Consider the following 21,791-nt stretch of genomic DNA (forward strand, 5'->3'; position numbering starts at 1 on the left):
AAACTATATACGCCACGGCCAACACATTGAATGATGGCTCTTAGCTAGCTGCTAAGCCTCCCAAACCTCCGGCAATGCCCTGCCGGAGGTTTTTGATTCAAGGCCCAGCCGGCGGCGACGATGGTGGCGCGGGTTGCCGTCGCCTTGCCGATTCGATGCCGTCAAGATTTGACGGAATCGATCCGCAGTGCATTCTCGCCATTGATGGGACGCTTCAAGAACAGCCGCCTGGCGCGCATGAGCAGCGGCCACTATTGCCTGATCCGGGATCTCGGGCTGGTGAAGGGCGGCAAGGGATTGCGGCACCATGAGGTAATCATCGATTTCTCCTGGCGCGGCCTGCTCAAGCTGGCCCTGAGCGCGGGTGCCGGCGTCCTGCGGCGGCGCGCGTCCGTGCGCATCGAGACAGCCGAATAGCGCGGGGCCGCGTCATGACGCGGCGTGGCCTGCGGCCAGGATGCGCGAGATCATCGCGTGAGGCTCACGCGCTTCGCAAACAAGTGTTCGAGTTCGGACGACGTGATCGCAACATTGTCAGAGCTTCGCCCATGACGATCGCACGCTGTGCCACGCCGCGCGCTGCGCTGTGCGCCGATTGCGATCAACGTAGTTCATCTGTGCAGGTGCTGTCGCGCTGCTTCGCTGGTTTTACCTCGGCAGCTGCGGCCGCGGTGGAAATTTCGGCCGCGATCGCCATCAGCGTTGTCGCGACCAATCTGTTCAGGATGTGCACGATCATGGTCTCCGATTGTGTCGATGTCGGATTGTTCGCAACGCGGAATGATTTCGTTACGCGGCCACCGTCTCAACCCGCTGCAGGCGGCTCACTTGCGCGTGAGGCGGCGCCGTTGCTGGGCGACAATTCGGTGATGTAAGGTGCCGCAGCCAAGCGTGGGGCTGCGATCCGCGCTCCGGCCGAAACAAAGAAGAACAGGGCAAGAAAAATAAGGGAAGGAACGGATCTCACATGAAGGATTTCGCCGGAAAGATTGCCGTCATCACCGGTGGCGGCACGGGCATGGGGCGCGAGCTGGCACAGCAGCTCGTTGCCGAGGGCTGCAATGTCGCGATGTGCGACGTCTCGGCCGAGGCGATGGCCGAGACCAAGCGGCTGTGCGAGGTCGAGAAGCTGCCGCAGGGCCTGCGCATCACGACCCACGTTGCCGACGTCTCGATCGAGGATCACTACAAGCGCTTCCGCGACGAGCTGATCGAGCAGCAGGCGACCGACAAGATCCACCTGCTGTTCAACAACGCCGGAATCGGTGGCGGCGGCAGCCTGTTCTCCAACACGCGCGAGCAGTGGGAGCGCACCTTCAACATCTGCTGGGGCGGCGTCTATCTCGGCGTCCGCACCTTCCTGCCGCTGTTGGTGAAGGCCGACGAGGCGCACATCGTCAACACCTCGAGCGTCAACGGCTTCTGGGCCTCGGTCGGCATGGGCGTATCGCACACCGCCTACAGCGCCGCGAAATTTGCCGTGAAGGGATTCACCGAGGCGATGATCAACGATCTCCGGCTCAACGCGCCGCATGTGAAGTGCTCGGTCGTGATGCCCGGCCACATCGGCACCTCGATCGTGTCGAACTCGCGCAAGGTGCAGAACGGCTCCGACCAGCTCAACGCCGACGAGCTCAAGCAGGCCCGTCAGCGTCTGCAGGGGCAGGGGATCGACGTCGCCAAGATGTCGGACGCCGACATCCAGCAGCTCGCGCTCGACCGTGCCCGCATCTTCCACGATGAAGCGCCGACCTCGGCGGCGGCCGCCGCCAAGGTCATCCTCGACGGTGTGAAGGCCGAACGCTGGCGCATCCTGGTCGGCGACGACGCGCATCTTCTCGACGAGCGCGTGCGCAAGGCGCCGGAACAGGCCTACTCGCCGGAGTTTTATCAGGACCTCGTGGCAGCGACCGGGTGGAAGGTCGGCTGAACGGCCGTCCCGCATCGCGTGCGGGACGGATTCACTCAAGCGCTATCCGCGCATCGCGCGTTGGCGCGATCCCGCTTGATAGGCGAGGCGGTAATGCCCTGAGCAATAGGGCATGCCGCCGAGCGGTGTGTTGCCGCAGAAGCAGAAATCATCGGCGCCCGGGGTGCTGATCGGCCAGCGGCAGCGCTGCTCGCTCAGCTCGAACAGCGAGCAGCTGTTGGCGCTGACGATCGGGGCGTCGTCGGGCTCCTGCTCGTAGACCGCCTGGAGCAACCGGAGCTGCTGCTTGGCAGTCGCCCGTTGCGCGGCGTGGGCGGCGGATTTCTTGCGCCGCGCCCGGCGTTCGTCCGGCGTCGTGCGTGTGAGGTTCAGCCGCGACAGCTTGCCGATCACCGCATTGCGGCTGACGCCGATATTGACGGCGATGTCGCGGCAGGAGAGGCCGGCTTCAAAGTAGATCTTGAGTTGGTCGACGCGCTCCGGCGTCCAGGTCTCTTGGATGGCAATCATCTGACGGTTCCACGTTCTGTGTTGAACCGCCGCGCCGGCACACGCGCCCTTAGTTCTTGAGCATGATCTGTTCGGAAAACCGGTTTCCACTTTTCCGATCATGCTCTCAGGGCGTGCGGCCGTTGTCGCGGATTGCAAGCAACCCGTCCTTGATGGCGAGCCGAATGCCTTCCTCGATCAATGTCCGTGCGACGCCCGGGACGCTCGTGCCGTGGGTGCCCTGCCTCACCAGCTTCTCGAGGTATCCGATGGTCGAGAGCGCCAGCGTGACCGGGACGCGGTCGGTTTCGGCCTTTTCCGTAGCCATGGTGAAACGCTTAACCCTGAACGCCGGTACTGAAAAGTATCTATTTAGAGTCTATTTAGGAATGCGGCAGTTCGTCAAGCCGTGGGCGGCAAGAAACAGCCAGCCGCGCTCAAGCGCGCTGGAAGCGAGTTCCAGCGCGCTTGGGCATCGAATTATTAAGATAGATGAACGTGTTAGGGCCGTAACTCGACCTTGACCGGGAACTTCTTGAGAAGCCGCTCAGCCTTCTCGGCCTTGTCCGGAGGCGCGCTCACGCTCAGGTACAGCCCGCGGGACGGATCGGTGATCGCGTCGACACTGACCTCGCCGGACAATCCTTCCAGCGCCAGCAGCTCGCGCGCGGCCTCGCCGGCGGCGATCTCGCGCAGCTTCGGCTTGAAGATCTTGCCGACCGGAGTCACCGGCATCTCCGGAATCACCGACACCACGCGCGGGCGCGCTGGCGGCTCCAGGATGTTGTCCTGCACGAAGGCGGCGAGCGCGTTCGGATCGATATGGGAGCCGGGCTGCGCCGAGACGAACAGCATCGGCACTTCGCCGGCGTAGGCGTCGGGACGTCCGACGGCTGCGGCAAGCGCCACGCCCGGAAAGGCCAGCGCGGCGTCCTCGATCGCGCGCGGATCGATGTTGTGGCCGCCGCGGATGATGACGTCCTTGGCGCGGCCCATGATGTAGACGAAGCCGTCGGCATCGATCCGGCAGATGTCGCCGGTGCGCAGCCAACCGTCGCGGAACGCCTCCTCGGTCTGCTTCTTGTCGACATAGCCGGCGAACACCTGCGGGCCCCTGGTCAGCAGTTCGCCGACCGGCGAGGGCCACGGTCCGGTGTGGAGCTTGCCGCCGTCGAGGATCGCAAGCTCGACCAGCGGATTGCGGGTGCCGACGCTCTCGGCGCGCGGCTTCACGCCGTGCACATCGTGAGTGATGGCGCCGGCGAGCTCGGTCATGCCGTAGAGCTGCTGGATGCAGGAGCCGCCCCAGGTCGCAAGATAACGCCGCTCGATCTCCGGCGGGCAGATCGAGGCGCCGGTGGCGGTGACGCGCAGGGTCGAGATGTCGCTGTCCGCGACCGGGATATCGGCGAGGGCGCCAAGTATCGTCGGCACGTTGCCGGCGATGTTGATGCGGTACTTCTCGATGATCTGCCAGAAGTGCCGGACCAGCGCCGGATCGCGCGCGCCGGCGGGACCGGGGATGACCATCGTCGTGCCGGCCGCCAGGGAATTGGCCGTGGTGCAGAAAAGGCCGCCGACATGGAACAGCGGCATCGTGATCATCGCGCGCTCGCCGCGATGGAAATCGAGCGCCATCCGCGAGGATACGGTGGAGGCGACCATCGCGCGGTTGGTGAGCCGCGCCACCTTGGGATGGCCGGTAGTGCCGCCGGTCGGGAGCATCACGGCGACGCGGTCGGCCTCGCTCATGTCCTTGGACATGCCGTAGTCGTCGCGCCAGGCGGGATCAGGCCGCAGCACCTCACCGTCGAAGGCGATGCTGCCGTCGAGCGGCACGATCACAATGTGCTTCAGGGACGGCACCTCGCGCTGCAGGCCCTCGACCCTCTCATAGAGCCCGCCTGGCATGCCCGGCGGCGGCGCCAGCAATAGCTTCGCATTGATCGCATTGAGCTGGGCGACGATCGCTTCGCGCGTGAACAGCAAATTGAGCGGCTCGGCGACGCCGCAGGCGGCTGCGCCGAAGATCGCGACGACGGTCGCGGGGCACGCCGGGAGCAGGACAGCCACCGCGTCGTCCTTGCCGATGCCGTGCTTACGGAAATAGGTTTCAGCGGCCTTGATGCAGCCCATCAAGTGATCGTTCGAGATCACGACCGGGTTGGGATCGAGCGGCGAGCGCAGATAGATCGCGGCTTCAGCGTCCGGAGCGCCCTGCGGGCCGCGGGCAATGAGGTCGAGGATGCGCGGGCATGCCGCGAGCGTCTCCTGCATTTCCCTGTCGCGCGCAGCCTCGTCGGCCGGCGAAAGCCTGTCCTTCAGCATATCCGTCCCCGTCCATTCTTGTTCGTTGGGACGGGGATTGTATCGAGCCGTGCTCGCGGAACACAAGTGCGGCCATAGCACTCAGTCATTCCGGGGCGGCTCGCCGAGCCGAACCTCAGGTGCGCGAATTGCGCACCGGGGAGTCTCGAGATTCCGGATTCGATGCTGCGCATCGCTCCGGAATGACGTGCGTGGTTACCCGTGGACCACCGATTTGGCGATCATGCAGTGGATGCCCTTGGAGCCGTTGACCGTCTGCGTCACGCGCAGGTCGGCGGCCAGGCTGCACAGCGTGTAGGCGTCCTCGCGCGACAGATTGCGCTTCTCGCCGAGCAGCACGATCATGTCGCGCAGCGCCCGCACCACGCACTGGTCGAGATCGGGATCCATCGCCATGGTCATGTAATGATCCGCGGTCTCTGCGCGCGGATAGGCGAGCTTGATATCCTTGCGCAATGTGAGGCGGAAGCGGCCGGTCAGCGCGGTCTCGATCGCGGTGACGCAGACCTCGCCGTCGCCCTGCACGCCATGGCCGTCGCCGCAGGAGAACAGCGCGCCCGGAACGAACACCGGCAGATAGAGCTTGGCGCCGGCGCCGAGCTCCTTGTTGTCGAGATTGCCGCCCATCGCGCGCGGGATCAGCGAGGAGATCCGGCCCCAGGCCGGCGGCGGCGACACGCCCATCACGCCGAAGAACGGCTTGAGCGGCAGATCGAGCCCCCAGGGCATACGGCCGACCATGCGCCCGCGATCGAGCGGGATGTTGAGGACGCGTGTTTCGTGGAAATCGTCGGGCAGGGTGCCGGACAATGGCTTGATCAGATTGTAACCCCAGTCCTGTCGCAGCTGAACGTCGAGAATATCGACCTCGAGCACGTCGCCGGGTTCGGCGCCGGCAACCGCGATCGGGCCGGTCAGAATGTGTCCGGGTACCATCCGCTCGCACTTCGCATGGATCTCGTCGAGCTCCGGCGGAACGAAGAATTTGCCGCGGTCGGGCACCACGTCCGGGCCGCCGCTGACGGTTTCGATCGTGATCTCGTCGCCGCTCGCAACGGTCAGAACCGGTTTCAGCTTGGCTTCAAAGAAGCCCCAATGGCAGGTTTCAGGGCTCGACTTCAGATGATGATAGGTCATGTGACGGCTTTTGATTGGTTTCCCAGCAGCGTATGACGCTGTAGCAGAACTTCGCAGGGGCTTCTCTTGTTTTTTGTGCTCTCCAAGACGCTCGGCATCATGCTGTTGCCGATCAACTTCCTGATCGGTATCGGCGTGATCGGCACCGTGCTGCTGTTGACGCGGTTTGCGCGCCTCGGCCGCAGGTTGATGGTGGCCGCGCTGCTGCTGCTCGCGATCTGCGGCTTCTCACCGCTCGGCAATGTCCTGATCTCCACATTGGAGCAGCGCTTCCCGCCATGGGATGCCTCGCGCGGCGCGCCGGACGGCATCATCGTGCTCGGCGGCTCGATCGATGCCGATCTGTCGGTTGCACATGGCACGCCGGTGGTGCGCAGCGCCGCCGATCGCGTCATCGCGGCGGCGACGCTCGCGCGCAGATATCCGAATGCGCGCCTTGTGTTCACCGGCGGCAGCGCGAACCTGATCTCGAACGATGCGCGCGAAGCCGACTATGCCGCCGAGATGTTCGAGGGGCTCGGCATTGCCAGGTCGCGATTGATCATCGAGCGCCGCTCGCGCAACACGGTGGAGAACGCCGAATTCTCCAGGGCGCTGGTCGATCCCAAGCCGGGCGAGCGTTGGCTGCTCGTCACCTCGGCCTACCATATGCCGCGCTCGGTCGGGCTGTTCCGCAAGGCGGGATTCAATGTCGAGGCCTATCCGGTCGATTGGCGCGTCGGCGATGTCTTCAGCTTCGCGACGCTTGCGATCGACGGCCTGTCGCGCACTGATCTCGGCACGCGGGAGTGGGTCGGGCTTCTGGCCTATCATCTGGCCGGCAAGACCGACGATTTGTTGCCGGGACCGGCTGCACGTTGAGGCGTAGGCACTTGTCGCCTCCAACGGCCAATCCTAACATCAAATCAACAGGCGGCGCCAAGCCGCCGATCACGGGAGTTTTCGCCATGCAACAGCAGACACCGCCGGAAAAGTTCGACCTCGGCGCAATCGTCACCGATCTGAACAATCTGCTGCGGCTGAAGACCACGGTGATCGGCATCAAGATGTTCGCGCGCGCCGAGGAGATGGAGGCGATCCCGAAGATTCGCCGTCCGTCGGCGGTCCACACCACGGACCAGATCGTCAGCATGGCCTCGCGGCTCGGCTGGACCGTCGGCATCACCGGCGACGATCTGGTCGGCGCGCAATGCCGCGCCGTGATCGGGCTCGCGCCGCAGGATGAGAAATGGCTTGCCGGCGAGAATTATGTCGGCGTCTGGCACGGCACCGCCGAAGACGCGCGCAAGCGCCAGGAGGCGCTCGACGTGGTGCCTTACGGCCAGTACCAGGCGATGGCGGTGAGCCCGCTGACCAGCGGACGGCTCAACCCGCCCGACATCTGCCTCGTCTATGCGACGCCGGGACAGATGATCATCCTGATCAACGGGCTGCAATACACCGGCTACAAGAAGTTCGAGTGGGGCGTGGTCGGCGAAACCGCCTGCGCGGATTCGTGGGGGCGGGCGCTGAAGACCGGCGAGCCGAGCCTGTCGCTGCCGTGCTTCGCCGAGCGCCGCTATGGCGGCGTGCCCGACGAGGAGATGCTGATGGCGCTGCCGCCGGCCTATCTGGTGAAGGCGATCGCCGGCATGAAGCAGCTCGCCAAGAACGGTTTGCGCTACCCGATCGCGCCCTACGGCATCCAGGCCGACGTGCGCGCCGGCATGGGCGTCTCGTACAAGAAATAGCCGATTGCGTCGCCGCGCCCGCGATGACAAAAGGGCGCCCAATTCGCTGCGCAGGGAGCCTGATCCATGTCCTCGTCGAAACTCGACATCGTCGTCTACGGCGCGACCGGCTTCACCGGCCAGCTCGTCGTCGAATATCTCGCGGCGCATTATCGCGTCGGCAGCCTGAAATGGGCGATGGCCGGGCGCAGCAAGGACAAGCTCGCCTCGGTACGCGACGCGATCGGCGCGCCCGCCGACACGCCGCTGATCGTCGCCGATGCCGGCGATGCCGCCTCGCTGAAGGCGATGCTTGCGCAAACCAGGTCTGTCATCTCGACGGTCGGACCGTATCAGCTCTATGGCAACGAGCTGATCGCGGCCTGCGTGGAAAGCGGCACGGACTATTTCGATCTCTGCGGCGAGCCGATCTGGATGCGGCAGATGATCGACAAATACGAAGCCGCCGCGAAGGCCAGCGGCGCGCGCATCGTGTTCTCCTGCGGTTTCGACTCGGTGCCGTTCGAACTCGGCGCGTTCTTCGTGCAGGAGGAAGCGAGGCGCGTGTTCGGCGCGCCGGCGCCGCGCATCAAGGGCCGCGTGCGCGACATGCGCGGCACGCTGTCCGGCGGCACCGCGGCGAGCGCCAAGGCGACCTTCGATGCGGTCGCCAAGGACCTCAGCCTGGTTGCGATCCTCAACAACCCTTTCGCGCTGACGCCGGGCTTCGAGGGCCCGAAGCAGCCACGCGGCAGCAAGCCGGCCTATGAGGAGGATTTGCACTCCTGGACCGCGCCGTTCATGATGGCGCTGATCAACACGCGCAACGTGCACCGCTCCAACATGCTGATGGGCTTTCCCTACGGACGGGACTTCGTTTACGACGAGATGGTCCTGACCGGCCCGGGCGAGAAGGGCGAGGCCAACGCCAAGAAGGTGATGGCGTTGAATTCCGAGAAGACCGGCCCAAGCGCGCCGAAGCCGGGCGAGGGGCCGTCAAAGGAGGAGCGCGAGAACGGCCGCTACGATCTGCTTTATCTCGCGGTCGCGCCCGACGGCCGCATGGTCCGCGCCGGCATCAAGGGCGATCGCGATCCCGGCTACGGCTCGACCTCGAAGATGATCTCCGAATGCGCGATCTGCCTGCTGCGCGATACACCCGACGTCGCCGCCGGCTTCTGGACGCCGGGAGCGGCGATGCAGCACAAGCTGATCAAGCGCCTGATCGATCACGCCGGGCTGACGTTCGAGGTCGAGAAGTAGCTTCGCTTACCTCGCCCCGCTTGCGGGGAGAGGTCGGATCGCATCGTCAGATGCGATCCGGGTGAGGGGTACAGGTCCGTCCGATCGCATTGCTCGTGGAGAGAGCCGCTCACCCCAACCCTCTAAGAGCGAGCTTCGCTCGTCTCGACCCCGTGAAGGACGGGGAGAGGGAGAGGCGCTACGCCGCCGCGCGCGGATTATAAGCGTACATGAAGTCCATGCCCTTGGACGACACCGGCAGCAGCAGCTTCAACATGTGATCGCGGAGCCAGGCGCCGGTCGGGCTGAACTCGCGCTTGCTGTTGCCGTTGCGGCGGGCGATCGCCACGATCTTCTCGGCGCGCGGGCGCCGCTCGTGCTCGAAAGCCTGGAACGTCATGCCGAGCTCCTGGCCGTCGCGCATCAGGATGCCGAGCCGCAGCGCGTCTTCCAGCGCCAGCGATGCGCCCTGGCCGGCATGCGGGCTCGTCGCGTGCGCGGCGTCGCCGATCAACAGGGTGCGCTTGCGCGACCAAGTCGGCAGCGTCGCGACGTCGAGCGTGTCGGTGACCACGATATTCTCGGCGGCTTCGATGATCTCGGGGATCGGCGCGTGCCAGCCGGCGTGGAAATCGCGCAGATGCTGCCTGATCGCGGCCTGGCTCTGCAACCGGTAGGCCGCCGCGGTCATGCCGTGCGACGGCTGCGTGCTCCACCACATCGCGCCCGTGTCCGGATCGGGGCTGCACATCCCAAAGCCGAAGAAGCCGCTCTGCCCGAACGTGGTCGCCACCCTCTGGCCGATCGGCAGCTTCTCGATCACCGCGCGGGGCACGAATCCGCCGAAGCCGATCAGCCCGGTGTCGAACGGCGTCGGGCCGTCAGGGATCACATGGTGCCGCACCGCAGAGTGCACGCCGTCGGCGCCGATCACGAAATCACCCTCGGCGGTGGTGCCGTCGTTGAAATAGGCGATCACGGGCTGATCGCCGCGGTCCTCGATCTTCACCAGTTTCCTCTCGAAGAACACCGAGACGTTGGAGGCCCAGGCCTTGTCGATCAGCGTCTCGTTCAACGTCGCGCGGCACATGTTCACCGCGGGCTGGCCGAAGCGCTGCTGCATGTTCTGGTTGAGCGAGCCGAGCTTCTTGCCGCCCTGCGAATAGAAGTCGAAGGACTCCGCGATCGAGCCGTTGCGGATCAACTCGTCGGCGAGGCCGAGCTCCGCCAGCACGTGCATGCCGTTCGGCGCGATCTGCAGCCCGCCGCCGATCCCGGTGGAGTAGGGCCAGGCTTCATAGAGCTCGGTCTCGATTCCGGCGCGGGTCAGGAACATCGCGGTGACAGGGCCTGCGATGCCGGCGCCGATGATCAGAGCTTTACGGGGACGTGAGGTCATGCCTTGCTCCAGCATCCGTGTGGGATAGGAAAGGTCAGTTGCTAATTATCTTAGTTTATAAGATATTAGGCGAGTAAGATATAGGAGCCGATTTGTCAAGCACGACGTCGCGCGAAGCGCTGATGCAGGAACTCGAGGAGGCGATGCGCCGGTCATCCGCGCAGGGCGTGATGTACGGCCAAGCCGTTGCAAACATGGCCGGAATCTCCAACTCCGACATGGAATGCATGGACATCCTGCACCTTGAGGGGCGTGTGACCGCGGGGCGCCTCGCCGAGGTCACCGGGCTGACCACCGGCGCGATCACCGGCGTGGTCGATCGTCTGGAGAAGGCGGGTTACGTGCGCCGCGAGCGGGACGAGAGCGACCGCCGCAAGGTCTTCATCTCGGTGGTGGAGGAAAAAGCGGCGGAGATCGGCAAGTTCTACGTGCCGATGCAGGAGGCGATGCTCAAGCTGTGGAGCAGCTACACCGACGACGAGCTGCGCTTGCTGCTGCGCTTCGCCAATGACGGCTACAAGGGCGTGCTGGAAGCGACCGGAGCATTGAAGGCGGTGATCGACATGCCGCCGGAGCAGCGCGCCAGTCTCAAGATGCCGCCGAAGACTCGTCGATGATCCGTGCCGACGTCGCGCGGTAGTGCTCGGCTGCCGCATACATGCCCCACATCGTGCCCAGCATCATCCAGAAGTGCCGCCAGTGGTCGGTATCGATGATGAAGCTCTCGCCGACGAAGCCGAGGAACGCCGAGAAGACCGCGAGATAGCCGCGCTGCCACGGCACCCGCATGTAGATGTAGCGGAAGCCGATGATCGCGGTGACGAACACCAGCGCCGGATAGCAAATCCCCGAGATCCAGCCGCCCGACATGAAGGCGTTGAGATAGGAATTGTGGGTGTCCTCGGGGAAGTAGGTGTGGAATTGCAGCGGCCCGATGCCGAACGGCAGCTCGAGCGCCATCTGGGCGCCGAGGATGTGGCGGCCGAACCGGCCGAAGCGGCCTTCGTCATAGCTCTGGTCGAAGCTCGCGCGCTGCTTGAACATGTCCGCGACCGAGCCGATCGAGAGCAGCACAGCGATCAGCGCCACGGCCAGGATCGCGGCGATCAAGGTCATCACGATGATGCGCGAGCGCTGCGCCTGCGAGCGGCTGGTGAACACCATCAGCGCCAGCATGAAGGCCGCGGTGATCACGAGGCCGCCCCAGGCGGCGCGCGAGAACGACAGCAGGATCGCGAGCGAGATGATGCCGAAGGCGATGGCGTTGCGGAGCGCCTTGCCGAAGCGGTCGGAGACCACGCTCTGCAGCGTGAACAGCGCCGGCAGGATCAGGAAGGCGCCGAGCACGTTCGGGTCCTTGAAGGTTCCGCGGGCGCGGTCATACAGCGTCAGCAGGTCGTAGCCGCCGGGCACCAGACGGAAGTAGCCGGCGATGCCGGCGAGCGAAGCGATCATCGCGCCGACGATCAGGCCGCGGCGCAGCATGTCGAGGCGGGCTTCGGTATCCTCCGACATCACCATCGCGAAGAAGATGACGGTGATGGCCATGTACCAGGAGGTCAGGATCCAGTTCACCACCTCCGGCTTGTCGAGGAACGGCACCGCACCGATGCTGTAGCCGACATTGAGCACGATCAATGTGAACAGCAGCGGCATGAACACGAGCCGCATGCGCAGGCCCGTGGCGAAGAACAGCACGCAGGCAGTCAGCGTGACGAGCTCATACGGGCTCGGCTCGATGAACACGATGGCGCCGGACGCGCCGGCCAGCCACACCAGCGCCCGCTGCAGCGCCAGCACGCCCGTTGGTGCTGATGTCAGCGAATGGGTCGTCCCGGCTGTCGCCGCATAGGCCATCGGATACTCACGCAACGCAACGGACACAGAACCTGACACCCGTTATTGCGAGGAGCGTCAGCGACGACGCAATCCACCTATCCCCTAGCGGCAGCGTGGATTGCTTCGCTGCGCTCGCAATGACGTGCGGTTTGAACCCGCCTCGATCAGTACGCGTTCTCGCTTTTCGTTAGCAGCGAGAACGGGGTCTTGAGCAGGATGTAGAGGTCGAACAGCACCGACCAGTTCTCGATGTAATAGAGGTCGTATTCGACGCGCTTCTGGATCTTCTCGTCAGTGTCGACCTCGCCGCGCCAGCCGTTGATCTGCGCCCAGCCGGTGATGCCGGGCTTGACGCGGTGGCGGGCGAAGTAGCCGTCGACCGCCTCGTCGAACAGGCGGTTCTCCAGCTTGCTCTGCACGGCGTGCGGGCGCGGGCCGACCAGCGAGAGATTGCCCTTCAGCACAACGTTGAACAGTTGCGGCAATTCGTCGAGCGAGGTTTTGCGGATGAAGCGGCCGACGCGGGTCACGCGCGGATCGTTCTTGGTCACCACCTTGGAGGCGGTGGGGTCGGCCTGATGGTGGTAGAGCGAGCGGAATTTGTAGACGTCGATCCGCTCATTGTTGAAGCCGAAGCGCTTCTGGCGGAACAGCACCGGGCCGGGGCTGTCGAGTTTCACCGCGAGCGCCACCAGTCCCAACACCGGCAGCGCCGCAACCAAGGCCAGACCGCCGACCACGCGGTCGAACAGCCATTTCAGCACCAGATCCCAGTCGGTGATCGGCGCCTCGAACATATCGAGCGTCGGCACCTTGCCGATATAGGAATAGGAACGGGGGTGGAAGCGCAGCTTGTTGGTATGGGCCGACAGGCGGATGTCGACCGGCAGCACCCACAGCTTCTTCAGCATTTCCAGGATGCGGGTCTCCGCCGAGATCGGCAGCGCGAACAGCACGAGGTCGACGCGGGTGCGGCGGGCGAATTCGACGATGTCATCGATCTTGCCGAGTTTCGGTGCGCCGGCGCAGGTGTTGGTGGCGCGATCGTCATTGCGGTCGTCGAACACGCCGAGCAGATGGATGTCGGAATCATCCTCGGCGTTCAGCGCCTCGATCAGCTGCTCGCCATTGTGGTCTGCTCCGACGATGATGGTGCGGCGGTCGAGCCGGCCGTCATGCGCCCAGGCGCGCACCATCGATCGCAGCAGCAGCCGTTCGGCGATCAGCACCGCAAGGCCGACGCAGAAGAACGACGACAGCCAGACCCGCGAGACCTCGCCGCCGAGCTTGACCAGGAAGGAGATGCCGATGAACAGCAGGAACACGACGGCCCACGACGAGATCATGCGCGTCATCTGGCGAAGCTGGCCGCGGAAGATCTGCACCTGGTAGATATCGGCGGCCTGGAAGCAGACCACGGCGGCAGCCGACATGCCGAGGATCGATGCGATGTACCCCCAGTGAATACTGCCGCCGGCGAGCGGCCTGACATAGGCGAGATAGAGCCCGACGCCGACCAGGCTGAGCAGCACGAAGTCGGCGAGGCGAACCACGCCGGCGATCACAACCGGCGAGTAGGCGCCGCGAACCTTCTGGTTGGTAACGGCGAGCGCGGCCGGCGAGAGGCGCCGGCGCCGTTCGATCTGCGGCTGAGCGGCCGTCGCAGACGCAGCGGCATCCAGCATCGAGCGTGCGTTAAACGGTTCCACGAGTCCACGTCCATTCCTGCGCATGCAGATGGGCATCCGCGCGCAGCACGAAAATTCCCCCGGGCGTGACTTAAGGGGACAAATCGGAAGAAACGGTTACGTGTGCAAGAAGTGGTTAACGTTTGGCAAATGCGTCGCGATAGCCGGCCAGTACCCCCTCGACCATCGCGCTTTGCGAGAAATGTTCCGAAATCCGCTCGCGCAATCGCTCGGCGCGCGCCGCGGTCGCGGCGGGATCGTCGAGCGCGGCTTTGATCGCGTCGGCCATCGCTCCAGCATTGCTCGGCGCGAACAGGGCATCGGTGTGGGTATCGAAGATCTCCGGGATGCCGCCGACATCGGCGGCGATCATCGGAACGCCGGCCGCGCCCGCCTCGATCACTACATAGGGCATCGAATCGCCGCGCGAGGGCACCACGAGCAGGCTGCCCTTCGAAAAGCCATAGCGCGCCTTGACGTGACCGATGAAGCGGACGGCCTCGCCGAGCGACAGCCGCGTCACCTGCTCCTTGAGGCGCTCGAATTCCTCGCCGTCGCCGCCGAGCGTCAACGTCACCGGCTTGCCCTCGGCGCGCAGCTTCGCCACCGCGTCGATCAGCAGATCGGCGCCCTTGATGCGCCGGAACTCGCCGACATAGGCCACGTCGGTGGCATCGTCGGCGCGGGGGACCGGTTCGAACTCCTCCGCGGTGACGCCGTTGAACACGCAGCGCACGAGGCCTGCCGGCTTGCCGACGGTGCGCTGATAGGTGTCGCGGGCAAACGCGCTCTCGAACAGGAACAGGTCGGTGCTGTTCATCAGGGTGCGCTCGAGCTGGCTGTAGAAGCGGCCCTTCCAGGTGTCGAGCGGGTAGTGCAGCGAGCCGCCATGCGGCGTGTAGACCCGGATCACCTTGCCCGACCGCCGCCGCAGCCGGACATAGGCGCCGGCCTTGGCGCCATGCCCGTGGACGACATCGGGTTTCAGCTTGCGGATCAGGCCGGCGATGTGGGCCCAGACCATGAAGTCGGCGAAGCGCGGCTCACGGCGTATCGCGACGCGGTGGACGCCGAGCTTGAGCCGCGGCTCGATCTCGGCAAGCGCCGCGTCGGCCCGCGCGCCGCCGGTCAAACTGTCGGCGACGATGCCGACATGATGGCCGCGTTCGATCTGGCCGTTGGCGACGTCGAGGATGTGACGAATGATGCCGCCGACCGGGGCACGCACCACGTGCAGGATGCGGAGGGGCGGTTGCTGATTTTGATCCTGCGCCATCGATCAGAACCAGCGCTCGCCGACGAACACGGTGTCGCCGGGGCCGATCGGCGTGCCCAGGGGAGCGACGAAGCGGCCGGCGCCGGATGCATTGGTGTGGGTGACGGTAACCTCGTCGCGCCTGGCGCGCGGCGAGAAGCCGCCGGCGATCGCGATCGCGCTTTCGACCGTCATGTTGGGCACATAGGGATATTGGCCGGGGGCCTGGACTTCGCCGAGGATGAAGAACGGCCGGTAGGCCTCGATCTCGACTGCGACCGACGGCTCGCGGATGAAGCCGTTGCGCAGCCGCGCGGTGATCTCGGCGGCAAGCCCGGCGGGCGTCCGGCCGCGCGCCGGCACCGAGCCGATCAGCGGCATGGTGATCGCGCCCGCGGCGTCGATCGCATAGGCGTTGGTCAGCCCTTCCTGGCCATAGACCACAACGCGGAGCTTGTCGCCGGGGCCGAGATTATAGCCCTCGCGCGTCGGTGCGGGATCGGCATAGGCCACGGGCGCAGCATACGCCATCGGTTCGAGACCGGGGTCACCGGCAAGCGGCGACGTTCGGCCAATGCAGCCCGACAGCGCGAGCGCAGCGACCAGACAAATAAGGGGAGCGCGCAGATCGCGCATGCAAGGAATCCCGCGACAATATCGGCTCCGATTAACGGCACCCATGGTTAACAAAGAATGACGGGGCGGGTGGTGGCGGCCATGCCCGTCAACCCCACCGATTAACCCAGCGGCAACCTTAATGGACTGTAATCGCCCCATTGAGATGGAGTCGCGGTGTCCGCGGGGGTTCGTTATGCGTTTTGCATTCTGGCGTAGAGGCAAGGATAAGGCCGTCGTGCAACGGGCGTTGCCGAAGTCTGCGCCCGTTGCCGACGAAGCTGTCGTGAAGCCGGCTGCGCCCAAGCCTGATCCCGACAAGCCTGCTCCTGACAAGCCGGCCCGTCCGGCGGAGGCGGCCGATCTTGACCTGCACGTGCTCGGCCGCGCGCTGGCGCGCAAGCGCGGCTGGATCATCGTGCCGACGGTGCTGGTGTTCGCGTTGTCGCTTGCCGCGGTCAACGTCGTGACGCCGCGCTACAAGTCGGAAGCGCGAATCCTGATCGACAATCGCGAGAACGCCTTCCTGCGTCCGAACGGCGAGCGCGACCTGGAGCGCACCTCGCTCGACGCCGAGGCGGTGACGAGCCAGGTGCAGCTGTTGCTGTCGCGCGATCTCGCGCGCGACATCATCAAGAAGAACAAGCTGGCCGAACGTCCGGAGTTCGATCCGGTGCTGCGGGGCTTTTCGCCGCTGAAGTCGCTGCTGGCGCTGTTCGGCATCGGCCGTGACCCGTTCAGCCTGACGCCGGAAGAGCGGGTGCTTGATTCTTATTACGAGCGCTTCCAGGCTTTTGCGGTCGACAAATCGCGCGTCATGGTGATCGAGTTCCAGTCCGAGGATCCCGAGCTTGCGGCGCGCGTCGCCAACTCGATCGCGGACGGCTATCTCGTGCTGCAGCAGGCCGCGCGGCAGGACCAGGCCAAATCCGCCAGCACATGGCTGCTCGGCGAGATCGACAAGCTGCGCACCAAGGTCGCGGACGCGGATTCGCGCGTCGAGGAATTCCGCTCGAAGTCGAGCCTGTTCGTCGGCACCAACAACATCCCGCTGTCGAACCAGCAGATGGGTGAGCTGAACACGCAGCTCAACAATGCCCGCGCGCTGAAGGCGGATGCCGAGACCAAGGCACGGCTGATCCGGGAGATGCTTCAGGTCGGCAAGCCGATCGAGGCGTCGGAGGTGCTCAATTCCGAGCTGATCCGCCGGCTGGCCGAACAGCGCGGCACGCTGCGCGCGCAGCTTGCCGAGCAGTCGTCGACGCTGCTCGACAACCATCCGCGCATCAAGGAATTGAAGGCGCAGATCGCCGATCTCGACCGGCAATTGCGCGAAGAAGCCGGCAAGGTTTCGCGCTCGCTGGACAATGACGCCCGCGTCGCCGATGGCCGAGTCATGGCGTTGCAGGCGAGCCTGGACCAGTCGAAGAGGCAGGCGTCGTCTAGCAATAGCCAGGACGTGCAACTGCGCGGGCTGGAGCGCGAAGCCAAGGCGCAGCGCGACCTGCTGGAGGCCTATCTCGCCAAGTACCGCGAGGCGACGGCGCGCGAGAACATCGAGGCCGCGCCGACCGACGGTCGCATCATCTCGCGCGCCTCGGTTTCGAATACGCCGGCCTATCCGAAGAAGCTGCCGATCGTGCTGATCGCGACGCTGGCGACGCTGCTGCTGTCATCCGGCATCATCATCACCGGCGAGCTGCTGCGCATCTCCGCGCCCGGTGCGGTTGGCCGCGCCTTCGCGCCGGCGGCTGCCGTGATCAGGCGCCGCGAGCCGGTCATGGATGCCGCAACCGTGGACCAGCCCGCGCCGGCGCTGCCCCCTGAACCCGCGCTCGCATCGCCGGTCGCGCCGAAGCCGGCCGTGGAGCCCGAACTGCCGCTGGAGCCTGCGGCTGCCTATGAACCTCCGCCGCAGCCTGAGTCCGCCCAGAGTGCCGACGAGATCGATGAGCTCGCCGAGCGCCTTGTCGCCGCCGGTCCCGCCGCCCACAAGGTCACCGTGCTCGGCCCGGCCGCGGCTGATAGCGTTACGTTGACCGCCCTGACGCTGGCGCGTCTGATGGCGCGCCAGGCCAAGGTTGTCGTCGTCGATCTCGTCGCGTCCTCGCCGGTGCTGACGTCGGCGACCGTCGATCCGGCGGCGCCCGGCCTTGCCGAGCTGATGCAGGGCGAGGCGACCTTCGCGCAGATCATCACCAAGGACCGGCAGTCGCGTGTTCAGATCGTCAGCGCCGGGCGTCCGGGCTTCGATCGCTCGCATCTGCAATCGCCGCGGCTCGCCCTTGCGATCGATGCGCTGCTCAGGGTCTACGACCACGTGCTGCTCGACGCCGGTTCGGCCCTCGACCTGCCGGCCGAACTGCTGACCGCGAAGGCGCAGGCGGTCGTCGTGCCCGACGCCACCATGGCGCAGGATGCCCGCCACTCGATGGTCGAGCAACTCAGGGCGGTCGGCTTCGCCGAAGTGACGATGCTGAGCAAGCCCTGCGCGGCGTCGGAAGCGGCTGTGAGGGGCCCGCGGGTGGTGGCTGCCTGAGCGCCACCGTCAGCCCGTCGGGGTAAATCCGGTCGCCCGCACGATCCCTTTCCAGCGATCGGATTCGGTGGCGAGCAGTTGCGCAAAGTCATTCATCGCGATTGCGTCGACGTCGACCGACAGTTTGGCCATGCCGGACTTGACCTCGTCGCTGCGCAATGACGCCTGGATCGCGCCGTTGAGTTGCGCGACGATTGCCGCGGGCGTCTTCGCCGGCAGGAAGATGCCGAACCAGGTCACGTCCTGAAGCCCGGGGTAACCGGCTTCCGCCACCGTCGGCACATCGGGGAGGGATTTGAGACGGCTGGGACCGGTCGTCGCCAGAGCGCGAAGCTGTCCGGACTGGACCTGACCCAGCAGGCTGTCAATCGGCATCACCGCCGACGCGATCTCGCCCTTCAGGAGATCCTGGACCGCCCCTCTGCCTTGATAGGGCACGTGGAGATAGTCGAAGCCCGCGGTTCGGCCGAGCATCGCACCGATGAAATGCAGGGTGGTGCCAACGCCCGGCGTGCCGTAGGTCGCCTGTGTCGGGTTGGCGCGGCACCAGGCGACGAAGTCGGCGAGGCTCCTGACATCGTTCGGGACTTTCGGGCCGATCGCCAGCAGCGTCGCGAATGAGCCGACGGTCGATACCGGCGTGAAGTCCTGCGGTGTGTATGCGAGCGCATTGTAGGTGTGTGGAAACAGCGCGATGAACCCAAGCGGCGCGAGCAGCATGACCGATCCATCGGCCTCGGCGTTCTTTACCGCCTCGATCGCAATCCGGCCGCTCGCGCCGGGCCGGGTCTCAACGACGATGGAGTCGGCATAGTCCTTCATCTGCCCGGCAACGAGCCTTGCGACGGCGTCGGGCAATCCGGGCGTGTAGCCGGTCAGGATATGGGCGGTCTTCAGGCGGGGCTGCGCGCCGACTGGCCGGACCAGGCCTGCGGCGGCGAGCGCGGCACCGGCCGCTGACGCGGTCAGGACGTCGCGACGGGTCAACATGCATGCCTCCATGGTCGTCGAGCCGCGCCGTTCGGGGCGCGACGATCTGCGTCATCGCACGCGGAGGATGCGTGAGGCGGGGATAAACGTCCAATGCTAGTGTCTGAGGCGTCCATAACCGTTTTGGTAAGGATCGCTGATGCAGGACATCGAGCGTGCCCGACGCCGGATCAAGCTGCGCGACCTGCACATCCTGCTCGTTATCGCGCAGCGCGGCAGCATGGCGAAGGCTGCCGCGGAGCTCGCGGTGTCGCAGCCGGCGATTTCGCGGGCGGTCAGCGACATGGAGCACGCGCTCGGCCTTCGGCTATTCGATCGTTGCCGTAACGGCATCGAACTGACGGCCTATGGCCATGCTCTGGTGCGACGCGGGGTCTCGATCTTCGACGAGCTTACCCAGGGCTTGCAGGAGCTCGAGTTTCTGGCCGATCCGAGCATCGGAGAGTTGCGCATCGGCAGCACGGAGAGCATCGCAGCGGGCTTGCTTCCGGTGGCGATCGACCGCTTCACGCGGCAGCATCCCGGCATCCGCATCAATGTCGCGCAGACCGTTCTCAGCGATCTGCGCTACCGCGAACTGCGCGAGCGCAACATCGATCTGTTGCTTGGATGGACGCCGACGCCGTTTGACGAGACGGACCTGGCGGTCGAGCCCTTGCTCGATGATCGGCGCGTCGTGGTCGCGGGAAGGCGAAGCAAATGGGCGCGCGCGTCCAGGCTCGAATTGGCCGACCTCGCACACGAGCGCTGGGTGCTGCCTCCGCCGGACACCTTTCCGGGCGCCGCGGTGGCGGAGACGTTTCGCGAATTCGGAATGCAGATGCCAAGCGCGCCGATCACGACGCTGTCGCTTCATTTGTGCTGCCGGCTCGCCGCGACCGGCCGCTTCATCACCGTGCTGCCGGGCTCGGTCGCGCGGTTTGCCGGCGGTGATCTCGGGCTGAAGGAGCTTCCGGTTCAGCTTCCGCGAGCGGCCGCCGTCTCGGCCGCGATCGTCACGTTGAAAGGCCGCACCTTGGGCCCGACCGCCGAGATCTTCATCGCGTGCATCCGTGAGATCGCCAAGGCGGCCGCAAGCAAGGCGGCCGCCGGCAGGTGACAGGCATTACCGGCGCCGTTCCCATCCCATCCGGTGGAGGCGCCCGATGCCTAGTGCGCCATCATCGGCTCGCGCGCGGTTCGCTCGAGCACCGGATCGATCCGCAGCCTGATCGTGACCAGCGCGCCGATCAGTCCCATCACGGCGAGCAGCAGCAGCCCTGCCGTAAAGCTGCCCGTCAGGTCCTTCAGATAGCCGACGGCGAATGGGCCGGCGAAGCCTGACAGGTTGCCGAGCGAGTTGATCGCGGCAATGCCTGCCGCCGCCGAGGCGCCGGTCAGGATACCTGCCGGCATCGGCCAGAACATCGGCGGCACCGCCGACACGCCGATCTGCGCAAGGCAGAGCAGGGCGACGATCAGCACCGGATTCGACACCAGCCCGGCAAGGCCGATACCGACGGCGGCGAGCGTCAGCGCGCCGGCGACATGGTATCGCCGCTCGCCGGTCTTGTCGGAATGGCGGCCGAGCAGCACCATGCCGACCGCGCCGAACACGAAGGGCAGGGCCGCGATCAAGCCGGTCTGGGTGTCGGTGACGCCAAACGCCTTGATGATGGTGGGCAGGAAGAATGCGACGCCGTAGCTTGCCGCGTTGAGGCAGAAATACACGAAGGCGCAGGCAAGGACCCGCGAGTCGGTGAGCGACTGCAGGACGGAAATATGCTCCACGGCCTCGGTTTGCTGCCGCTCGCGCTCAAGCGTGGTCTGAATCCACTTGACCTCGTCGGGCTGCAGCCAGCTTGCCTGGCGCGGAAAATCCGGCAGGAAGGTCAGGACAGCGAAGCCGACCAGGACCGACGGCAATGCCTCGCAGACGAACAGCCACTGCCATCCGGTCAGGCCGGCGCCCGACAGGTTGAGCAGCAATCCCGAGATCGGCGCCCCGATGATGCTCGAGATCGGGATCGCCAGCATGAACAGGCTGATGACGCGCGCGCGGTACACCGACGGGAACCAGAGCGTCAAATAGAAGATGATGCCCGGGAAGAAGCCGGCTTCGCAGGCGCCGAGCAGGAGGCGCAGGAAGTAGAAGATCCATTCGCTCGACAGGCCGCTCGCCGCGGACATCTGCGGGATGAAGGCAAATGCGGCCGAGACGATGCCCCAGCTGATCATGATGCGGGCGATCCACCGCCGCGCACCGAACCGCTCCAGCAGGATGTTGGAGGGCACCTCGAAGAAGAAGTAGCCGATGAAGAACAGCCCGGCGCCGAGCCCGTAGGCGGCCTCGCTGAGGCCGAGCGCCGCGTTCATATGCAGCTTGGCGAAGCCGACATTGACGCGATCGAGATAGGCCACGAAGTAACACAGGATGAGGAACGGAATCAGCCGCCGCATCATCTTTCCGATCGCGCGCTTCTCGACATCGTCGCTCATCGTTCCCATCCCTTCCTGTTTTTCGATTCGGCAGACGATCACTGCGCTGTTCGGGGCGGCACCTGGCGCACCCGCAGCGGTTCGTCGCGTTGCTCTTGCAAGTCTTCTTCATTGTTGTGTAATCGACTGCCGCGTGACTAATGGCATTTGGGA

20 protein-coding genes are annotated in these 21,791 nt (G+C 65.6%); 8 read left to right on the plus strand and 12 right to left on the minus strand.

The features are described from left to right. Positions 1 to 120 precede the first annotated feature (120 nt). The gene (locus tag J2R80_RS43780) at positions 121 to 417 is read left to right on the plus strand and encodes a hypothetical protein (RefSeq protein ID WP_141341069.1); all 297 of its coding nucleotides are present in this window, start codon (positions 121 to 123) and stop codon (positions 415 to 417) included. A 184-nt stretch (positions 418 to 601) separates the two neighbouring features. Here the strand turns inward: J2R80_RS43780 and J2R80_RS26880 are convergent, their stop codons facing one another. Then, entirely contained in the window at positions 602 to 739 is a 138-nt protein-coding gene (locus tag J2R80_RS26880; protein ID WP_158074162.1) for a hypothetical protein, read from the minus strand. Between the two features lie 228 nt (positions 740 to 967). Between J2R80_RS26880 and J2R80_RS26885 the strand changes: the two genes are divergently transcribed. Continuing rightward, positions 968 to 1,930, plus strand: coding sequence for an SDR family oxidoreductase (locus J2R80_RS26885; protein ID WP_076825270.1), 963 nt, complete (start codon positions 968 to 970; stop codon positions 1,928 to 1,930). A 42-nt stretch (positions 1,931 to 1,972) separates the two neighbouring features. On the opposite strand, the gene J2R80_RS26890 is transcribed toward J2R80_RS26885, so the two are convergent. The 4 genes from J2R80_RS26890 to J2R80_RS26905 form a co-directional block, all read right to left on the minus strand. Then, on the minus strand, positions 1,973 to 2,440 hold the full coding sequence (locus tag J2R80_RS26890) for a GcrA family cell cycle regulator (RefSeq protein WP_076825272.1): 468 nt from the start codon (positions 2,438 to 2,440) through the stop codon (positions 1,973 to 1,975). 106 nt (positions 2,441 to 2,546) lie between these two features. Beyond that, positions 2,547 to 2,747 carry a hypothetical protein gene (locus J2R80_RS26895; protein ID WP_016844973.1) on the minus strand — a complete coding sequence of 67 codons (201 nt, stop codon included), beginning with the start codon at positions 2,745 to 2,747 and terminating at the stop codon, positions 2,547 to 2,549. Positions 2,748 to 2,920: 173 nt separating this feature from the next. Then, positions 2,921 to 4,747, minus strand: a complete 1,827-nt coding sequence (locus J2R80_RS26900) for an AMP-binding protein (RefSeq protein ID WP_076825273.1) — start codon at positions 4,745 to 4,747, stop codon at positions 2,921 to 2,923. 195 nt (positions 4,748 to 4,942) lie between these two features. Next, a complete protein-coding gene (locus tag J2R80_RS26905) occupies positions 4,943 to 5,884 on the minus strand; it encodes an acetamidase/formamidase family protein (RefSeq protein ID WP_076825275.1) in 942 nt (313 codons plus the stop codon). Positions 5,885 to 5,950: 66 nt separating this feature from the next. On the opposite strand from J2R80_RS26905, the gene J2R80_RS26910 reads away from it, so the two are divergent. The 3 genes from J2R80_RS26910 (at position 5,951) to J2R80_RS26920 (ending at position 8,856) form a co-directional block, all read left to right on the plus strand. Then, positions 5,951 to 6,745 (plus strand): YdcF family protein, encoded by a 795-nt coding sequence (locus J2R80_RS26910; protein ID WP_083714900.1) that lies wholly within the window; start codon positions 5,951 to 5,953, stop codon positions 6,743 to 6,745. An 86-nt stretch (positions 6,746 to 6,831) separates the two neighbouring features. Next, on the plus strand, positions 6,832 to 7,614 hold the full coding sequence (locus J2R80_RS26915; RefSeq protein WP_076825277.1) for a DUF169 domain-containing protein: 783 nt from the start codon (positions 6,832 to 6,834) through the stop codon (positions 7,612 to 7,614). Positions 7,615 to 7,680: 66 nt separating this feature from the next. Beyond that, on the plus strand, positions 7,681 to 8,856 hold the full coding sequence (locus J2R80_RS26920) for a trans-acting enoyl reductase family protein (RefSeq protein WP_076825278.1): 1,176 nt from the start codon (positions 7,681 to 7,683) through the stop codon (positions 8,854 to 8,856). Positions 8,857 to 9,034: 178 nt separating this feature from the next. Here J2R80_RS26920 and J2R80_RS26925 read toward each other — a convergent pair whose 3' ends face one another. After that, a complete protein-coding gene (locus tag J2R80_RS26925; protein ID WP_076825402.1) occupies positions 9,035 to 10,234 on the minus strand; it encodes an NAD(P)/FAD-dependent oxidoreductase in 1,200 nt (399 codons plus the stop codon). Positions 10,235 to 10,356: 122 nt separating this feature from the next. Between J2R80_RS26925 and J2R80_RS26930 the strand changes: the two genes are divergently transcribed. Further along, a complete protein-coding gene (locus tag J2R80_RS26930) occupies positions 10,357 to 10,851 on the plus strand; it encodes a MarR family transcriptional regulator (protein WP_141341084.1) in 495 nt (164 codons plus the stop codon). On the opposite strand, the gene J2R80_RS26935 is transcribed toward J2R80_RS26930, so the two are convergent. From J2R80_RS26935 to J2R80_RS26950, 4 genes are all read right to left on the minus strand, one after another. Continuing rightward, positions 10,823 to 12,091, minus strand: a complete 1,269-nt coding sequence (locus J2R80_RS26935) for an O-antigen ligase (RefSeq protein ID WP_076825280.1) — start codon at positions 12,089 to 12,091, stop codon at positions 10,823 to 10,825. The two genes, J2R80_RS26930 and J2R80_RS26935, sit on opposite strands and share 29 nt — an antisense overlap. Positions 12,092 to 12,237: 146 nt before the next feature. Next, entirely contained in the window at positions 12,238 to 13,782 is a 1,545-nt protein-coding gene (locus J2R80_RS26940; RefSeq protein ID WP_057020669.1) for an undecaprenyl-phosphate glucose phosphotransferase, read from the minus strand. Positions 13,783 to 13,897: 115 nt separating this feature from the next. Further along, positions 13,898 to 15,037 (minus strand): glycosyltransferase family 4 protein, encoded by a 1,140-nt coding sequence (locus J2R80_RS26945; protein ID WP_076825282.1) that lies wholly within the window; start codon positions 15,035 to 15,037, stop codon positions 13,898 to 13,900. Between the two features lie 3 nt (positions 15,038 to 15,040). Beyond that, a complete protein-coding gene (locus J2R80_RS26950) occupies positions 15,041 to 15,652 on the minus strand; it encodes a polysaccharide biosynthesis/export family protein (protein WP_076825284.1) in 612 nt (203 codons plus the stop codon). A gap of 175 nt (positions 15,653 to 15,827) precedes the next feature. Between J2R80_RS26950 and J2R80_RS26955 the strand changes: the two genes are divergently transcribed. Further along, a complete protein-coding gene (locus J2R80_RS26955; protein WP_076825286.1) occupies positions 15,828 to 18,170 on the plus strand; it encodes an exopolysaccharide transport family protein in 2,343 nt (780 codons plus the stop codon). A 9-nt stretch (positions 18,171 to 18,179) separates the two neighbouring features. On the opposite strand, the gene J2R80_RS26960 is transcribed toward J2R80_RS26955, so the two are convergent. After that, positions 18,180 to 19,160, minus strand: a complete 981-nt coding sequence (locus tag J2R80_RS26960) for a tripartite tricarboxylate transporter substrate binding protein (protein ID WP_076825404.1) — start codon at positions 19,158 to 19,160, stop codon at positions 18,180 to 18,182. Between the two features lie 139 nt (positions 19,161 to 19,299). On the opposite strand from J2R80_RS26960, the gene J2R80_RS26965 reads away from it, so the two are divergent. Then, the gene (locus J2R80_RS26965) at positions 19,300 to 20,259 is read left to right on the plus strand and encodes a LysR family transcriptional regulator (protein ID WP_076825288.1); all 960 of its coding nucleotides are present in this window, start codon (positions 19,300 to 19,302) and stop codon (positions 20,257 to 20,259) included. Positions 20,260 to 20,309: 50 nt separating this feature from the next. Here J2R80_RS26965 and J2R80_RS26970 read toward each other — a convergent pair whose 3' ends face one another. After that, the gene (locus J2R80_RS26970) at positions 20,310 to 21,647 is read right to left on the minus strand and encodes an MFS transporter (RefSeq protein ID WP_016844958.1); all 1,338 of its coding nucleotides are present in this window, start codon (positions 21,645 to 21,647) and stop codon (positions 20,310 to 20,312) included. Positions 21,648 to 21,791 lie beyond the last annotated feature (144 nt).

This window comes from Bradyrhizobium sp. USDA 4541, from assembly GCF_024171085.1.
GTDB classification, from domain to species: domain Bacteria; phylum Pseudomonadota; class Alphaproteobacteria; order Rhizobiales; family Xanthobacteraceae; genus Bradyrhizobium; species Bradyrhizobium australafricanum.

Excerpts from the sequence above, each read along its gene's own strand:
- J2R80_RS26960 (WP_076825404.1), bottom strand. The coding sequence starts at position 19,160 with ATGTTGACCCGTCGCGACGTCCTGACCGCGTCAGCGGCCGGTGCCGCG.
- J2R80_RS26900 (WP_076825273.1), bottom strand. The coding sequence starts at position 4,747 with ATGCTGAAGGACAGGCTTTCGCCGGCCGACGAGGCTGCGCGCGACAGG.
- J2R80_RS26890 (WP_076825272.1), bottom strand. The coding sequence starts at position 2,440 with ATGATTGCCATCCAAGAGACCTGGACGCCGGAGCGCGTCGACCAACTC.
- J2R80_RS26945 (WP_076825282.1), bottom strand. The coding sequence starts at position 15,037 with ATGGCGCAGGATCAAAATCAGCAACCGCCCCTCCGCATCCTGCACGTG.
- J2R80_RS26915 (WP_076825277.1), top strand. The coding sequence starts at position 6,832 with ATGCAACAGCAGACACCGCCGGAAAAGTTCGACCTCGGCGCAATCGTC.
- J2R80_RS26970 (WP_016844958.1), bottom strand. The coding sequence starts at position 21,647 with ATGGGAACGATGAGCGACGATGTCGAGAAGCGCGCGATCGGAAAGATG.
- J2R80_RS26920 (WP_076825278.1), top strand. The coding sequence starts at position 7,681 with ATGTCCTCGTCGAAACTCGACATCGTCGTCTACGGCGCGACCGGCTTC.
- J2R80_RS26880 (WP_158074162.1), bottom strand. The coding sequence starts at position 739 with ATGATCGTGCACATCCTGAACAGATTGGTCGCGACAACGCTGATGGCG.
- J2R80_RS26895 (WP_016844973.1), bottom strand. The coding sequence starts at position 2,747 with ATGGCTACGGAAAAGGCCGAAACCGACCGCGTCCCGGTCACGCTGGCG.
- J2R80_RS26935 (WP_076825280.1), bottom strand. The coding sequence starts at position 12,091 with ATGGCCTATGCGGCGACAGCCGGGACGACCCATTCGCTGACATCAGCA.
- J2R80_RS26965 (WP_076825288.1), top strand. The coding sequence starts at position 19,300 with ATGCAGGACATCGAGCGTGCCCGACGCCGGATCAAGCTGCGCGACCTG.
- J2R80_RS26930 (WP_141341084.1), top strand. The coding sequence starts at position 10,357 with ATGCAGGAACTCGAGGAGGCGATGCGCCGGTCATCCGCGCAGGGCGTG.
- J2R80_RS43780 (WP_141341069.1), top strand. The coding sequence starts at position 121 with ATGGTGGCGCGGGTTGCCGTCGCCTTGCCGATTCGATGCCGTCAAGAT.
- J2R80_RS26925 (WP_076825402.1), bottom strand. The coding sequence starts at position 10,234 with ATGACCTCACGTCCCCGTAAAGCTCTGATCATCGGCGCCGGCATCGCA.
- J2R80_RS26950 (WP_076825284.1), bottom strand. The coding sequence starts at position 15,652 with ATGCGCGATCTGCGCGCTCCCCTTATTTGTCTGGTCGCTGCGCTCGCG.
- J2R80_RS26955 (WP_076825286.1), top strand. The coding sequence starts at position 15,828 with ATGCGTTTTGCATTCTGGCGTAGAGGCAAGGATAAGGCCGTCGTGCAA.
- J2R80_RS26885 (WP_076825270.1), top strand. The coding sequence starts at position 968 with ATGAAGGATTTCGCCGGAAAGATTGCCGTCATCACCGGTGGCGGCACG.
- J2R80_RS26905 (WP_076825275.1), bottom strand. The coding sequence starts at position 5,884 with ATGACCTATCATCATCTGAAGTCGAGCCCTGAAACCTGCCATTGGGGC.